Source organism: Mesorhizobium sp. M0227, from assembly GCF_040321855.1.
Lineage (GTDB): Bacteria > Pseudomonadota > Alphaproteobacteria > Rhizobiales > Rhizobiaceae > Mesorhizobium.
Genome location: NZ_JAMYSJ010000015.1, coordinates 24,884 through 39,727 on the forward strand (window position 1 = coordinate 24,884; position 14,844 = coordinate 39,727).

17 protein-coding genes are annotated in these 14,844 nt (G+C 63.3%); 11 read left to right on the plus strand and 6 right to left on the minus strand.

Translation table 11 applies throughout. The annotated features are described in order from the left end of the window. Nucleotides 1-67: 67 nt before the first annotated feature. The 6 genes from tsaD to NKJ00_RS20415 are packed head-to-tail and all read left to right on the plus strand — an operon-like array spanning nt 68 to nt 4,081. Nucleotides 68-1,153, plus strand: a complete 1,086-nt coding sequence (gene tsaD, locus NKJ00_RS20390; protein WP_352630985.1) for a tRNA (adenosine(37)-N6)-threonylcarbamoyltransferase complex transferase subunit TsaD — start codon at nt 68-70, stop codon at nt 1,151-1,153. After that, the gene (locus NKJ00_RS20395) at nt 1,150-2,169 is read left to right on the plus strand and encodes an NAD(P)H-dependent glycerol-3-phosphate dehydrogenase (RefSeq protein WP_352555151.1); all 1,020 of its coding nucleotides are present in this window, start codon (nt 1,150-1,152) and stop codon (nt 2,167-2,169) included. The genes tsaD and NKJ00_RS20395 overlap by 4 nt, the downstream gene beginning before the upstream one ends. Nucleotides 2,170-2,200: 31 nt before the next feature. Continuing rightward, the gene (locus tag NKJ00_RS20400) at nt 2,201-2,497 is read left to right on the plus strand and encodes a YciI-like protein (RefSeq protein WP_127269714.1); all 297 of its coding nucleotides are present in this window, start codon (nt 2,201-2,203) and stop codon (nt 2,495-2,497) included. Nucleotides 2,498-2,533: 36 nt separating this feature from the next. Next, nucleotides 2,534-2,959, plus strand: coding sequence for an EVE domain-containing protein (locus NKJ00_RS20405; RefSeq protein WP_352555149.1), 426 nt, complete (start codon nt 2,534-2,536; stop codon nt 2,957-2,959). Beyond that, entirely contained in the window at nt 2,956-3,612 is a 657-nt protein-coding gene (locus tag NKJ00_RS20410) for a class I SAM-dependent methyltransferase (RefSeq protein WP_352555167.1), read from the plus strand. Before NKJ00_RS20405 ends, NKJ00_RS20410 begins: the two co-directional genes overlap by 4 nt. 52 nt (nt 3,613-3,664) lie before the next feature. Further along, complete coding sequence (locus tag NKJ00_RS20415; RefSeq protein ID WP_352630929.1) at nt 3,665-4,081, plus strand: DUF1761 domain-containing protein; 417 nt, start codon at nt 3,665-3,667, stop codon at nt 4,079-4,081. Nucleotides 4,082-4,204: 123 nt separating this feature from the next. Here NKJ00_RS20415 and gcvA read toward each other — a convergent pair whose 3' ends face one another. Beyond that, complete coding sequence (gene gcvA / locus NKJ00_RS20420) at nt 4,205-5,140, minus strand: transcriptional regulator GcvA (protein ID WP_023811236.1); 936 nt, start codon at nt 5,138-5,140, stop codon at nt 4,205-4,207. A 131-nt stretch (nt 5,141-5,271) separates the two neighbouring features. Here gcvA and NKJ00_RS20425 point away from each other — a divergent pair, with 131 nt between their 5' ends. Next, nucleotides 5,272-5,538, plus strand: coding sequence for a hypothetical protein (locus NKJ00_RS20425; RefSeq protein ID WP_023811237.1), 267 nt, complete (start codon nt 5,272-5,274; stop codon nt 5,536-5,538). 111 nt (nt 5,539-5,649) lie between these two features. On the opposite strand, the gene NKJ00_RS20430 is transcribed toward NKJ00_RS20425, so the two are convergent. Continuing rightward, on the minus strand, nt 5,650-6,186 hold the full coding sequence (locus NKJ00_RS20430; protein WP_196815328.1) for a L,D-transpeptidase family protein: 537 nt from the start codon (nt 6,184-6,186) through the stop codon (nt 5,650-5,652). A gap of 144 nt (nt 6,187-6,330) precedes the next feature. Between NKJ00_RS20430 and NKJ00_RS20435 the strand changes: the two genes are divergently transcribed. From NKJ00_RS20435 to NKJ00_RS20450, 4 genes are all read left to right on the plus strand, one after another. Next, entirely contained in the window at nt 6,331-7,014 is a 684-nt protein-coding gene (locus NKJ00_RS20435; RefSeq protein ID WP_013528898.1) for a response regulator transcription factor, read from the plus strand. A gap of 120 nt (nt 7,015-7,134) precedes the next feature. Then, nucleotides 7,135-7,590, plus strand: a complete 456-nt coding sequence (locus NKJ00_RS20440) for a cyclic nucleotide-binding domain-containing protein (protein ID WP_023811239.1) — start codon at nt 7,135-7,137, stop codon at nt 7,588-7,590. Between the two features lie 254 nt (nt 7,591-7,844). Next, nucleotides 7,845-8,927, plus strand: a complete 1,083-nt coding sequence (locus NKJ00_RS20445; RefSeq protein WP_352630932.1) for a glycosyltransferase family 9 protein — start codon at nt 7,845-7,847, stop codon at nt 8,925-8,927. Nucleotides 8,928-9,110: 183 nt separating this feature from the next. Next, nucleotides 9,111-9,785, plus strand: coding sequence for a DUF8692 domain-containing protein (locus tag NKJ00_RS20450; protein ID WP_352630935.1), 675 nt, complete (start codon nt 9,111-9,113; stop codon nt 9,783-9,785). A gap of 29 nt (nt 9,786-9,814) precedes the next feature. On the opposite strand, the gene NKJ00_RS20455 is transcribed toward NKJ00_RS20450, so the two are convergent. The 4 genes from NKJ00_RS20455 to NKJ00_RS20470 all read right to left on the minus strand — a co-directional run bounded on the left by NKJ00_RS20455 (nt 9,815) and on the right by NKJ00_RS20470 (nt 14,830). Continuing rightward, nucleotides 9,815-10,621 (minus strand): exodeoxyribonuclease III, encoded by an 807-nt coding sequence (locus NKJ00_RS20455; RefSeq protein ID WP_352630938.1) that lies wholly within the window; start codon nt 10,619-10,621, stop codon nt 9,815-9,817. A 167-nt stretch (nt 10,622-10,788) separates the two neighbouring features. Next, the gene (locus tag NKJ00_RS20460; RefSeq protein ID WP_292337420.1) at nt 10,789-11,472 is read right to left on the minus strand and encodes an outer-membrane lipoprotein carrier protein LolA; all 684 of its coding nucleotides are present in this window, start codon (nt 11,470-11,472) and stop codon (nt 10,789-10,791) included. Nucleotides 11,473-11,623: 151 nt separating this feature from the next. Further along, the gene (locus tag NKJ00_RS20465; protein ID WP_352630941.1) at nt 11,624-14,293 is read right to left on the minus strand and encodes a DNA translocase FtsK; all 2,670 of its coding nucleotides are present in this window, start codon (nt 14,291-14,293) and stop codon (nt 11,624-11,626) included. Nucleotides 14,294-14,554: 261 nt separating this feature from the next. Further along, nucleotides 14,555-14,830: a hypothetical protein gene (locus NKJ00_RS20470; RefSeq protein ID WP_013528891.1), complete on the minus strand. Its 276-nt coding sequence runs from the start codon at nt 14,828-14,830 to the stop codon at nt 14,555-14,557. Nucleotides 14,831-14,844: the final 14 nt, after the last annotated feature.

Here is a 14,844-nt window from a genome sequence, read left to right on the forward strand (position 1 = left end):
GGCTTTTCCGGGGTTCTCCTAACGGGGAAAGCCCCATGATACAATCTTTAGGGACAGCGACGAATTGATCCGCGTGCTGGGCATAGAGACGAGTTGTGACGAGACCGCCGCCAGCGTGGTGGCCATCGACGGCGACGCCGCGCCAAAAATCCTGTCCAACATCGTGCTCAGCCAGATCGAGGAGCATGCCGCGTTCGGCGGCGTCGTGCCGGAAATCGCCGCGCGTGCCCATGTCGAGGCGCTGGACGGCATCATCGAGGCGGCGCTTGCCGATTCGGGCACGGCGCTCGCCGATATCGACGCGATTGCCGCCACAGCCGGTCCCGGCCTGGTCGGCGGGCTGATCGTCGGGCTGATGACCGCCAAGGCAATCGCCGCGGCGGCGAACAAGCCGCTGATCGCCATCAACCACCTCGAAGGCCATGCGCTGACCGCAAGGCTGACCGACGGGCTCGACTTTCCCTATCTCTTGCTGCTGGTCTCCGGCGGCCATACGCAAATCGTCGCCGTGCGCGGCGTCGGCGACTACCAGCGCTGGGCAACGACCATCGACGACGCGCTCGGCGAAGCCTTCGACAAGACGGCCAAGATGCTCGGCCTGCCCTATCCCGGCGGACCGAATGTCGAGAAGGCGGCACAGGCCGGCAATGCCTCGCGCTTTGCCTTTCCGCGCCCGATGAAGGGCTCGGCCCAGCCCGACTTCTCCTTCTCCGGCCTCAAGACCGCCGTGCGCCAGGCGGCGAGCGCCATTGCGCCGCTGAGCGACCAGGACGTCGCCGACATCTGCGCTTCGTTCCAGGCAGCGGTGGCCGATGCGCTGGCCGACCGTGTCTCCCGCGCGCTGACGCGCTTTCGCGAGACATTTCCCGACACGAAAAACCCGGCCCTCGTCGTTGCCGGTGGTGTCGCCGCCAACCGCACGATCAAGATCATGCTGGAGCGGCTCTGTGCCGAGACCGGCTTCACCTTCATTGCGCCACCGCTGAAGCTTTGCACCGACAATGCGGCGATGATCGCCTGGGCCGGCATCGAGCGGCTGCGCGCCGGCATGGCGCAGGAGAACGGCTTCGATTTCGTGCCGCGCTCGCGCTGGCCGCTGGACAGCATCTCGGCGCCGATGGTCGGCTCCGGCCGGCGCGGAGCCAAGGCATGAACGAGCTGGCAAGCGGCAACGACACCGCGCCAACCGGCTGGCGCGTTGCCGTGCTCGGCGGCGGGGCCTGGGGCACTGCCTTGGCCTTGGCCATGCTGCGCGCCGGCCATTTCGTCCGCCTTTACGCGCGCGACCCGGAGACCGTCGCCGCGATCGACCGCGGCGAAAATCCACGCTATCTGCCGGGCATTGCGCTCCAGCCCGGCATCGTGGCGACGAGCAACATCCAGGCCGCGCTCGACGGTGCCGACTGCGTGCTGGCGGTGACGCCGGCCCAGTCGCTGCGGACTACGCTGGCGGCAGCGAAGGACCAGATGCCGGCCGGTGTCCCGCTGGTTCTGTGTGCCAAGGGCATCGAAAGCGAGACCGGCGCCTTGCTGTCGGCGATCGTCGAAGAAATCCTGCCGCTAAATCCGGTTGCCGCTCTGTCGGGTCCGAGCTTCGCCACCGACGTCGCCCGCGGCCTGCCGACGGCCGTTGTGGTCGCTGCCCGCGACGAGGCATTGGCCGCCGATCTCGCCGCCCGCTTTTCCGCCGAAAACCTGCGCTGCTATTCGAACGACGACCTGATCGGCGTCGAGATCGGCGGCGCCTTGAAGAACGTCTTCGCCATTGCCGCAGGTGCTGTCGCTGGCGCAGGTCTCGGGGCCAGCGCCCAGGCCGCAATGGTGACGCGCGGCTTTGTCGAATTGCGCCGCATCGGCGCTGCCTTCGGCGCCAGGCCCGAAACGCTGATGGGGCTTTCCGGCCTCGGCGACCTGCTGCTGACCTGCTCGTCCACCCAGTCGCGCAATTTCGCCTATGGCCTGGCGCTCGGCCAAGGCAAGCCGCTTGCCGGATTGCCGCTCGCCGAAGGCGTGCCGACGGCGGCGATCGCTGCCCGCATCGCCACCGAGCGCAACATCGACGCGCCGATCATTGCCGCCGTCGCCGCCATACTGGACGGTGCCATCACCGTCCGGCAGGCTGTGACGGCCTTGATGACTCGGCCGCTGAAGACCGAAACCAACGATTGATCCCCACGACTGAACGATCAGGAGAAAAAAGATGCTGTTTGCTGTGATTTGCAAGGACAAGCCCGGAAGCCTGCAGGTGCGCCTCGACACGCGGCCCGAGCATATTGCCTTTCTCGAAGGGTTGAACGGCGACAAGAAGCTGGCCTTCGCCGGCCCGTTCCTTGATGCCGAGGGCAAGCCCAATGGCAGCCTCGTGGTCGTTGAAGCGTCCGACCTGGCAGGTGCGCAGGCTCTGTCGGCGGCCGACCCCTACGCCAAGGCCGGGCTGTTCGAAAGCGTCGAAATCCGCCCGTGGAACTGGACGTTCAACAAGCCGGCGGCTAGTTAATCCCGGTCGCCGCGCGACTCCAAGGAGGAGAAAGACATGAACTACTGGCTGTTCAAATCCGAGCCATTCAAGTTCTCCTTCGAGATGCTGAAGGCCAAGGGCAAGGCCGGCACGCAATGGGACGGCGTGCGCAACTACGCCGCGCGCAACAACATGAAGGCTATGCAGATCGGCGATCTCGGCTTCTTCTACCATTCCAACGAAGGGCTGAACGTCGTCGGCATCGCTGAAGTCTGCGCGCTTGCCCATCCCGACACCACCTCGGACGATCCGCGCTGGGAATGCGTCGACCTCCGCGCCGTAAGGGATGTGCCGAACCCGCCGACGCTGGAACAGGTCAAGGCCAATCCGAAGCTTGCCGACATGGCGCTGGTGCGGCTCGGCCGGCTTTCCGTGCAGCCGGTGACGCCGGCCGAGTGGAAGGAAGTCTGCCGCATGGGCGGCTTGACGCCGGCTCCGTGACGGCGCTGACGCCCAACAGCGCGAGGCAATTCATTCTCGACAACACGGCGCTGATGGCGCCGCCGCACGTGCCGGAGATCCTGCTTCATCTTGCCGACGAAGCGCATGATTTGTGGCAGCGGACCGAGGATGAGCTGGTCGAGATCGGCCTGCCACCGCCTTTCTGGGCCTTTGCCTGGGCCGGCGGCCAGGGCCTTGCCCGCCATGTCCTGGACAATCCCGGCACGGTGCGGGGCAAGCGCGTGCTCGACTTCGCTTCCGGCTCCGGCCTTGTCGCCATCGCTGCCGCCAAGGCAGGTGCCGCCAAGGTGATCGCAACCGACATCGATCCGTTCTGTGCCACCGCGATCCGGCTCAACAGCGAGATCAACGGTGTCGGGACCGAATTCCTCGGCACGGATTGCATCGGCACCGATGCAGGTTGGGACGTGATCCTGGCCGGTGATGTTTTCTACGACAAATCTTTCGCGGACCGGCTGATGCCATGGTTCGCAACGCTGAAGGCCCGCGGCGCCGAGATCCTCGTCGGCGATCCCGGACGGTCGTATCTGCCGAAGGCAGGGCTGGAGCCGCTTTCTGTGTATGAGGTGGCCGTCACGCGGGCACTGGAGGATGCGCTCGTCAAGCATACTACTGTCTGGCGGTTTGCTTGACGCCAACGCCGAACAGGCGTTCCATCAAGTTCGCATCTGGAGGGGGAAGCTCATGGATTTTTCAGCAGTGAACTGGCTGGCGGTGGTCGCTGCCGCGATCGCCGCGTGGCTGTTCGGCGCCGCCTGGTACATGGGCCTGAGCAAGGCGTGGCTGAAGGCCGCCAAGCTCGATCCGGCGACGATGAAAAAATCGCCGCTGCCCTTCGTCATCAGCTTCATCGCCGAACTGGTCATGGCCACCATATTGGCCCTGGTCGTCGGCGCGATGACCGGCGGCGAGCCGACATGGATCGCCGGACTAGTCTTTGGCTTTGTGCTCTGGCTGGGTTTCGTCGCCACGACGCTCTCGGTCAACCATCGCTACGAGAATTTCGGCTGGGACCTGACCCTCATCGACGGCGGCCACTGGCTCGGCGTGCTGCTGATCATCGGCGCCGTGATCGGCTGGTTCGGCGCGGCGGCAAGCTGATCAAGAAGGGAGTAGGGCAGTAAGGCAGTAGGGGAATAGGGGCAAACGGCACCGACTGCTGCAATCCCTACTGCCCTACTGCCCTACTGCCCTACTGCCCTACTGCCCTACTGCCCTACTGCCCTACTGCCCTTTGTCCGTGGTCCGCGTCTTGGCGACTTCCTCGAGCATCCATTCGCGAAAGGCGACGATGCGCGGATCGTCGCCGGTATTTTCGGGATAGACCAGGAAGTAGGCGAACTCGGGCGCCACCCGCAGGCCGAGTTCGAAAGGCTGCACCAGCCTGCCCAGGGAAAGGTCGTTCGCCACCATGGCGAAATCGGCGAGCGCAACGGCATTGCCGTCGAGCGCTGCCTGGACGGCATCCGTGGAGTTTCCGAAGACGACGGTCCGGCTGTCGTCGAAATCATTGATGCCGGCCGCCGCCATCCACATCCGCCAGTTGGGCCATGTCACGCCTTGCCGCGACCATTCGATATGCGCAAGCGTGTGATTGAAGAGGTCGCGCGGCTCACGCAGCGGCGGACCGGACGTCAAGAGGCTCGGGCTGCACACCGGAATGAGGATGTTGTCGAACAGCCGGTGGGTGCGAAGACCCGGATATTTGCCGGCGCCGAAACGGATGCCGACGTCGATGTCATCGAGTTCGAAATCCCGCACTTCATAGGCAATGTCGAATCGCAATTCGATATCGGGGTGATGCTTGCGAAAATCGTCGACGCGTCGCATCAGCCATTTTGACGCGAACTGCGCGTCGAGCGTTACCTTCAAAAGGGCGGTGCCGCGCGCCAGCTTTTGCGCCCGCGAAACGGCCCGGCCAAGCAGGTCGAGCGCGTCGGCCGAGGCGTCGAACAGCACCGTCCCCGCCTCGGTGAGCCGGATGGTGCGGCTGGTGCGTGTGAACAGCACCAGCCCGAGTTGATCCTCGATTTCCTTGATCTGATGGCTGACGGCGGCCGGTGTCAGGCCGAGCTCGTCGGCGGCGCGGGTGAAATTGAGGTGCCGGGCCGCTGCTTCCAGCGTCCTCAAGGCACGAGTCCCGGGCAGAAGACGAGCCATCCTATCCTCAAATAAAACTTGATGATCCAGAGAAAACTACTCGTTTCTCGCAGGGATTTCAATCTGGCATGATCCCATCATCGACACATCATCAAGCCGGATTTGATATCCGGAGACAACGGATCATAACCATGTCCATCATCGTTTTGAATTCATCGACACCCCGCCCGGCCTGGCTGGCCGAAACCCTCGACTGGCTGCGCCACGCCCGGGTCGCGATACGCCTCGCCCGCCGCGACATTGCCTACCAGGACGTCGAGGATCTCTCCGATCGCCAACTGCGCGATATCGGCGGCGAGCGCCGTGACGTCGCTCGCGCAATGGACAGAGAACTTGGCCGGCTGGGCCTGCTCGACATCGGTTGGCAGAAACCTGGTCGTAGGGGAATAGGGGAATAGGGGAATAGGAAAATTAAGGCTGCGCCGGGACTGTCCCTACTCCCCTACTCCCCTACTCCCCTACTCCCCTACTCCCCTACTCCCCTACTCCCCTACTCCCCTACTCCCCTACTATCTTACCACCCTCACCACCGTCCGATCCGACAGCAGTGGCAGCAGTCGCGCCATCGTACGAGCCGTGACAGCCACACAGCCTTGCGTCGGCGTGAAGCCGGGGCGCGCCAGATGGAAGAAGATGGCGCTGCCGCGCCCGCGCCGGCGCGGCGACAGGTTCCAGTCGAGCACAAGACAGGCGTCGTAGAGCCGGTCGTCGCGCCGCATGCGTTCGTGGCTGGCGCCATAGGGTATCTTGACGGGCCTGTTGTAGTTGCGGTCGTCAGGCACTTCGCACCAGCCCAGATCGGGCCCGATCGGCGTCATCGCCAGACGGGTCCTGCGGCCGCTGGAGAACTGATCTCCCCGGAAATACCCCGACAGTATCCGCATCGCGGCCAGCGGCGTGGCGCCATCACCTTCGCGCTTGCCGGCCGAGATGCCACCGCGCCCCAACGCACAGGCAAACACCGTTTTCCCGGCCTGCAGCAGGCCCTGGCTTGGATGCCCAGGCCTGGCCCGCACGGTCAGCACACGCAGCCCTTTTCGCAAAATTGCGCCGGCTGCATTGCGATCGTGTTTTTTCTTGTATGATCGTGCCACGGAACAAATCACTGTGAACGGCTGTTGCGCCGGTCAGCTTCCGCATAAACAGGCAGCGGTCAACTGAATTTTCTTTTCAAAACAACGGATTGATCCATGACTTCACGCACCATACTGATCGTCGACGATGATGATGACCTGCGCGGCACACTGGTCGAGCAATTATCCCTTTACGAGGAATTCGACGTGCTGCAGGAATCGACTGCGGCAAAAGGTGTCGCCGCAGCGCGCGGCGGCCTCATCGATCTGCTCATCATGGATGTCGGGCTGCCCGACATGGATGGCCGCGAAGCGGTGAAGATCCTGCGCAAGGGCGGTTACAAGGCGCCCATCATCATGCTGACCGGTCACGACACCGATTCGGATACGATTCTTGGTCTCGAGGCCGGCGCCAACGACTATGTGACGAAGCCGTTCCGCTTCGCCGTGCTGCTGGCGCGCATTCGGGCGCAGCTGCGCCAGCATGAGCAGAGCGAGGACGCCACCTTCTCGGTCGGGCCCTATACTTTCAAGCCCAGCCAGAAACTGCTGCTCGACCCGCGCGGCGGGAAGGTGCGGCTGACGGAGAAGGAGGCCTCGATAATCAAATATCTCTATCGCGCCGACCAGAAGGTGGTGACGCGCGACGTGCTGCTCGAGGAGGTGTGGGGTTACAATTCCGGCGTCACCACGCACACGCTGGAAACCCATGTCTACCGGCTGCGCCAGAAGATCGAGCGCGATCCTTCCAATGCGGAAATTCTTGTGACAGAAAGCGGCGGCTACAAGCTGGTTCCTTAAACATTTCATTATCCAACGAGCGGTCGGGCGGGGCCGCTTTCGGGTACGATCCAGTTGGAGGGTGGTTTGGATCGAACTCGCAGAGGAGGAGTCGGACTGTCGGTTCGGGGACATAGCTAGATGGCGCTGGATGACGACATCCGCGTCCTGTCCGCCGTGAGGCTCTTCGAGGGCTTCACGCAGGAACAATTGCGCCTGCTCGCCTTTGGCGCCGAGAACACCAGGCTGATTGCCAACCACAAGCTTTATCGGGAGGACGACGAGGCCGATTCCGCCTATATCGTCGTCAGTGGGCGCATCGTGCTGTACCGGGAGCAAGGTGGTGAACGCATCCCAATTGGCACGGCAGGCCCCGGCACAATCCTGAGCGAACTGGCGTTGATCGCCGACACCAACCGGTTGACCAGCGCCTCGGCCGAGATCGATTCCGAAGTGATGCGGCTCAGCCGCAAGATGTTCCGCCGCATCCTGGAGGAATATCCCGAGATCGCGGTCAAGCTCCACCAGCGCATCTCGGAGGAATTTCAGGCGATGATCCGCCGCATCGAGGAACTGGCGCCGCGCTTCTCTGGCTGAAGGCTGCCCGCCTGCGAAGCTGTTGTGTCGCGGCCAAAGGCGGAAGCGCGGCAGCGCTTTTCAACGACATTGGCCGCGATGACCTGATCGTGGCGCACTGCGGCCGGAGCGGGAATCGCCAAGGTTCGTTCATCCGGACGCCCGGATCCAGGGGCAAGGGTCCGTTGACAGGCATGAGGTGAAATCCTAAAGCACCTCGAAGGCGGCCAGCACAGCAGGCGCCATCACCACCAGGCTCCTGGGGGGAGCGAGCCATGCCATCAGGGCGGTACGAGACGATTATCTTGTATTCCCGCAATGACGCGTTCGGCGACGGATTAATCCGGATTCCGGCTTTGCGCGCCGCCAGAACGGCATTCCCCGATAGTTTCATCGTCTACGGAACCACCCGGTCGTCGTCCCTTGAACATAGCCTCAATCGCCATGCCGGCCATTTGGTCGATGCGATCAATGTGCGGACGCCCCTGGCGCGCCTGATCGCCGGTCACCGCAACGGCAAGGGGCGATTGGCCGTGGTCGATTTCCGCATCTCGGCGCGTTGGCTGCTTCAAGCCTCGGCATCACTGCTCGGCCGCGGCATCGCCTATGAGGCAAACTTTCCGGCTTTCGCCCTTTCCTGGCGCCTGGGCCAAAGGCCTGAAGCACGACCCGGGCACAATGCCTGGCGCTACCACCGTCTCATCGAACGCCTTGCCGGCAAGCGGCTGCCTTTCGATCATCGGCTGGAGCCTGGCCCGGCCGCACGAGCGGCGGCCAGGGGCCTTGCGCATGGCAAGCATGCTCCGTTGATCATTATCGCGGCGCACGGCAGCGCCAGCAAGCGCATGTCGGCGGATCAGGTTGCCGCGATCGCCGACGGCCTGATCGCCGACGGGGCGGACCTTCTCTATGTGAAAACCCCCGGCGATGGTCCCGATATGGCTGAACTGGCTCAGCGCGTACCGAAGCTGCGGCTTGTTGATTCCGCCGCGATCGAGGGTGTCGATATCGGCGACATCTTGCTGGCGCTCGGCGAGTTTGCCGATCTTTACATCGGCGCCGAAGGCGGTACCGCACATCTCATGGCAACCGTGATGACGCCGATGGTTATCCTCAGTGGCGGCGCCAACATGGCCCGTTGGAGGCCGCTTTCGAACTGCGTGGACGTGATCGAATCCCGTCTTGCAAGCCCGACCGGCCTGGTCGCCAATGTGCCTGCGTCGACAATCATCGAAGCGGCGCAACGGATGCTGGCGACGCGCCACCGCGACCATCCCCATCTGCCGTATCTCGCAGGCCTGTCAGCGCAGCAATTTCGCGACAACGACATGCATGACGACTTGAAGCGCGCCGTTTGAATTTGAGTTCATCGCGCTTCGAAGTGTACTGGGATTCAGGTCGGCCACTTGCAGGCCGGCCTCACCTGAACACCGACGCCATGGTACAATGGCCATCGTACTCGGGTCACTGGCTTCGGCATAGGTCAGCACTCGTAATCTTTTCGAATGGAGTTCCTCTCAGGCCTCAATGAGAATAGACAAATGCCAGAGAACAACGCGTCGCGCACCAAGCATGGCGGCGAATGGACGATAGCCTGGCGCTTGGTCGTACTGGCGGCGACGGCGATTAATGTTGCGATGCTCTTAGCCGCGCTGTTCATCGCGCAAATTCGTGGCCTGGACGCCTGGATCTTTTATCGAGATCCATCTGCAGCCGCCGAAGTCGGCTTCTATACGGGGTGGATTTCGTCCCTGGGTGCTTCGCTATGGATCGGCACCGGCGCTGCGACCCTGTTTGCTGGCCTGCTCACGCATCGATGGGATTGCACGTTTCTCGGCGGCCTTACCCTGTTCTTGGGCCTCGACGACCTGTTGTTGATCCATGAGGACGTGCTGCCCATTGTAGGGATACCGGAGATCGTTCCGATGATTGTCTACGCCGCCGCCGGGTTGTTCTGGTTCTTTCGGCTGCGACGAAAGACATTCGACGGCACGATCGTCTTTGTGGCCGCAGGCTTCCTGCTCGCGATGTCAGCATCCATCGACCAGCTCGGAGAGCTGTTTCCTACCCCTGGTTCTGCGGCCGCCATCGCCGAAGACGTCGTCAAAGAGCTTGGCATCTTCCTTTGGGCGGCAGGTGCCGTTGGGTACGCGGCGATGGTGACACGATTGGGCCGTCCGTGGGTGGATCCAGCCGACTCCACTTCTACCGACTGACTGCCGCAGGCCCCGCATCTTCAAGCAGGCTAGTCCAGATCGAACCGCGCGATCACAGGCACATGGTCCGACGGGCGCTCCCAGCCGCGCGCCGGACGCAGGATTTCGTAGCCGGAAAAGCTGGGCACCAGGTTCGGCGACGACCAGACGTGGTCGAGACGGCGGCCGCGGTTGGACAGCTCCCAATCCTGCGCGCGATAGCTCCACCAGGTGTAGAGCTTCTGCTCATGCGGCACGTTGAGCCGCATCAGGTCGACCCAGTCGCCGGCGCGGCGCATCGCCTCGAAATTTTCCGTCTCGATCGGCGTGTGGCTGACCACGTTGAGCAATTGCTTGTGCGACCAGACATCATGTTCGAGCGGGGCGATGTTGAGGTCGCCGACCAGCACCGAGCCGGACACCTCGTCATGTTCTGCCCGAATGGCATTCATCTCGGCAACGAAATCGAGCTTGTGCTTGAACTTCCTGTTGATGACGGGATCCGGTTCATCGCCACCCGCCGGGACGTAGAAATTGTGCAGCAGGATCGCCTTGCCGCCGGCCCGCAACGTCACCGAGAGGTGCCGGCTATCCTCGATCTCGCAAAAGCGCCGCTTTTCGACCAATTCGATCGGCCGCCGCGCCACGGTTGCTACGCCGTGGTAGCCCTTCTGGCCATGGAAGGCGATGTGCTCGTAGCCGAGCTTGCGGAAAGCCTTTTCGGGAAAGAGTTCGTCGGGAACCTTGGTTTCCTGCAGGCACAGCACGTCGGGCGCATGCTCGACGAGCAGGCGCTCGACGATCGGCATGCGCAGGCGAACGGAGTTGATGTTCCAGGTGGCGATGGAGAAGGGCATTGGCAATCCAGGACAGCGTGCGACCGGCCAGAACCGATGGGTTCCGGCGGGGAAGACGCCTTTTGACGGAGTCAGTCCGGGAAATTGCCAGCCGCGGGCCGCAAAGACAAGCCGGCCAACGCCCGACGAGGCGCGGCCCGGTGCTTTCCACAGCTATAACAACTGGGTTAGCGCGCCTTGTTGGTGTTGAGCTCGCGGTTCGCCGTGTAGTCGATGGCGAAAGTATCAGGCGCGAAGCTGACGCCTTCCTTGGTGTTGAAGATCATCACCGTCGTATCCTTGCCCTGCGCGTCGGTGATCGTCCACTGCCGCAAGTCGAAGGTTTTCGGATCGAACATCATGGTGATCTTCGAATTGCCGAACACCGATTTGTCGGCGAGCTGGATGGTGGTGAGGTCATCCTCCTGCTTGACGCTTTTGACGCGGTCGCCGGAGAGATCGATCCTGGTGTCGAGCAGCAGCTTCAGAGGCGTCTTCGACAACGGATAGAGATCGGACGTGTTGAGCTTCTTGTTCAGGATGACCACCGACTTGCCGTCTGAAATCACCCGGAAATTCGAAGAGCCGTCATAGTTGAAGCGGATCTTGCCTGGCCGTTCAAGGAAGAACTTGCCGCCGGTCTGCTCGCCCTTGGGGCCGAACTGCACGAATTCGCCGCTCATCGATTTGACCGAGGAAAAGTGGTCGGCGATCTTCTGCGCAGCGGCCGGCACAGCCGCCTGCGCCGAAGCCAGCACCTGGAAGCCGGGCACCGCGTTGAAGGCTGCCGCCCCCGCAAACGCCAGGCCGAGGCCCAGCAACTGACGCCGGGAGGGAGCAAATGTGCTGAGCGCTGAAAGATCGTTTTTCATGTCGGTCACTCTCATCTGATTCCTGAGTTGTTCTGTGCTTGGACCCCCAGTTAGGCTGAAATTTGGCGGGTCGGGCGTCCCTTGGTCGCTTCAACGCCTTGAAAGGTTCAAGGTTGCCGGACCGGGATGTCACAAGGGTCAGGCTTTCCAGTCAGAACTTGTCGTCTTCGGTCGGCACCAGGATCTCTCGCTTGCCGGCATGGTTGGCCGGGCCGACGATACCTTCCTTCTCCATCTTCTCGATGATCGAGGCGGCGCGGTTGTAGCCGATGCCCAGCCGGCGCTGGATATAGCTGGTCGAGGCCTTGCCGTCGCGCAGCACCACGGAGACCGCCTGATCGTAAGGATCGTCGGAATCCTCGAAATTGCTGTTGCCGCCACCGGACCCACCCTTGCCCGACGGCTCGTCGTCGTCCTCGCCATCATCCTCGGTGATGGCGTCGAGATATTCCGGCACGCCCTGCAGCTTCAGGTGCGCGACGATCTTCTCGACCTCTTCATCGGCGACGAACGGGCCGTGCACGCGCTGGATACGACCGCCGCCGGCCATGTAGAGCATGTCGCCCATGCCGAGCAGCTGCTCGGCGCCCTGCTCACCCAGAATGGTGCGGCTGTCGATCTTGGACGTCACCTGGAAGGAGATGCGGGTCGGGAAATTGGCCTTGATGGTGCCGGTGATGACGTCGACCGACGGCCGCTGCGTCGCCATGATGACATGGATGCCGGCGGCGCGCGCCATCTGCGCCAGGCGCTGCACGGCACCTTCGATGTCCTTGCCGGCGACCATCATCAGGTCGGCCATCTCATCGATGATGACGACGATATACGGCATCGGCTCGAGATCGAGGTTCTCGGTCTCGTAGATCGCCTCGCCGGTCTGGCGGTCGAAGCCGGTCTGCACGGTGCGTGAGATCTTCTCGCCCTTCTTGTCCGCCTGGCTGACGCGGGCGTTGAAGCCGTCGATGTTGCGCACGCCGACCTTGGACATCTTGCGGTAGCGGTCCTCCATCTCGCGCACGGTCCATTTCAGCGCCACCACGGCCTTTTTCGGATCGGTGACGACGGGCGTGAGCAGATGCGGGATGCCGTCATAGACCGAGAGTTCCAGCATTTTCGGATCGATCATGATCAGCCGGCAGTCCTGCGGCGTCAGCCGGTAGAGCAGCGACAGGATCATGGTGTTGATGGCGACCGACTTGCCCGAGCCGGTGGTGCCGGCGACAAGCACGTGCGGCATCTTGGCAATGTCGACGATGACCGCCTCGCCATTGATGGTCTTGCCCAGCGCCAGCGCCAGCTTGGCCTTCGTCGTCTCGAAGTCACGGCTGGCCAGGATCTCTCTGAGATAGACGGTTTCGCGCTTGGCGTTCGGCAGTTCGATGCCGATGGCGTTGCGGCCTGGCACCACCGCGACGCGGCAGGCGATGGCGCTCATCGAGCGGGCGATGTCGTCGGACAGGCCGATGACCCGCGACGATTTGATGCCGGGCGCCGGTTCGAGTTCATAGAGCGTGACCACCGGACCCGGACGCACGGCGATGATCTCGCCCTTGACGCCGAAATCCTCCAGCACGCCTTCGAGCAAGCGGGCGTTCTGCTCCAACGCGTCCTTGGACAGGCTGGCGTCGCGCACCACGTTCTTCGGTTCGGAGAGGAAGTGCAGCGACGGCATTTCGAACTTTTCCGAGCCGATCAGCGATGTCTGCGCCTCGCGCTGCACACGGGCGCCGGGCACGGGGCGCGCCGCCGGCGCCTCGACGCGGGTGGCTGCGTCGGAGCGGAACGGCTGCACCTTGGCGGTCGACGCGCCGCGGCGTTGCACGACAGGTTCATCGTCGAAATCGGCATCCTCGTCCGCATTGTCGAAGCGGTCCTCGAAGATATCGGCATCGTCGGGGTCGAGCGAGGCGCTGCGGTCATTGACCATGGCGGCGAAGAATTCGGGTTCGACGCGGGCGCGGCCATCCTGGCTCATCCGCTGCTCGGCAAACTCCGCCGATTCGACCCGTTCGGCGGCGCGCCGCCAGGCTGTGGAGCGCTGCTCCATCTCCGGCTCGTACTCGTCCCGCTCCTGCCTGCGGCGCAAGGCACGGCGGTGCATCCACGCGCGCAGCGACAGCCACCAATGGGTGATGGCGCCGAGCGCCAGGATGCCCTCGTCGCCTTCGTCCTCGTCATTGTCGAACAAAAGGTCGTCCTCGCGCGGATCAACGGCGGGCTCGTCCTCCATCACGGCGAAGCCGTTCTTGCGTCCGATCAGCGCCGAGCCATGGGCGAAGAGCCACAGTGCGGGCGCCGACAGCAGGATGGCGATGATGCTGGCGATCAGCCCGGTCGGATAGCCGCCGATGACGACGCCGGGGATCTTCAGCACCATGTCGCCGAACACGCCGCCGAGGCCGGTGGGCAGCGGCCAGGTCTTGGGCGGCACGACGCAGCCGACCATCGCAGCGGCCAGCAGCGCGAAGCCGAACCAGGACAACCCGCGCTTGGGCAGCCTGTCGACGCCGCGTGCGGAAAACAGCAGGAATCCCCAGATGACCGTCGGAACCAAGGCGGCGACGGCGGCGAGGCCGAAGAACTGCATGGCCAGGTCGGAGAACACGGCACCCGCATAGCCCATGGCATTGGTGACGGTGTTGTTCGTCGCGTGGGAAAAACTCGGATCGGCGACATTCCAGGTGGCAAGGCTGGCAACGCCAAAGGCGGCCAGCGCGAACAGGCCGACGCCGACCAGCCGCCCGACCTGACGCCGTGCGAACGCCTGGATGCCGTGCCCCGTATCGGCCAGCGCGAGCGGTGCTGAAGCCCCTGAACGCATGCTCTTCCCCGTCTGTCGTGGACTCGCCGGGTGCGTGGCGCATTCCGGCAGATTCGGGTCTCAGACTATCGGTGGGAAGGTTAAGAGCGCATTAACTATAAGAGGTTGAGATGATCAAACCTCGTTACCGCCGGTTGAGCCGTATGAGGCAATGATGGACGACGGGCCGATGGAGCTTCCATCGAACGACACAATGGCGGGCTGGCAGCCCGCCATTGGTCGTCTGGAACAAAGATCGGGTCTCGGCCCGATCGCGGCAAATCAGTTGGCGCCGCCGAGCGCCTGCACATTGGCGCAGAATTCCGCATGCGGCTTGCTCATCGCCGCATCCTGGCATTCCTTCTTCATCGCTTCCTGCTTTTCCATCGGCATGGCCATGAAGGCTGTCTTGAAATCCGCCATCGGCTTCATGGTTTTCATGCCGGAGTCCGTGAAGAACGGCGCCATGTTGTCGGGCTCATCCAGAGCACCGGCAAAAGCCACGCCGCCGATCATGGAAAGAGCAAGCGCTCCGAGGCAGATGTTCTTGAGGTTCATGAGATGGTTTCCTT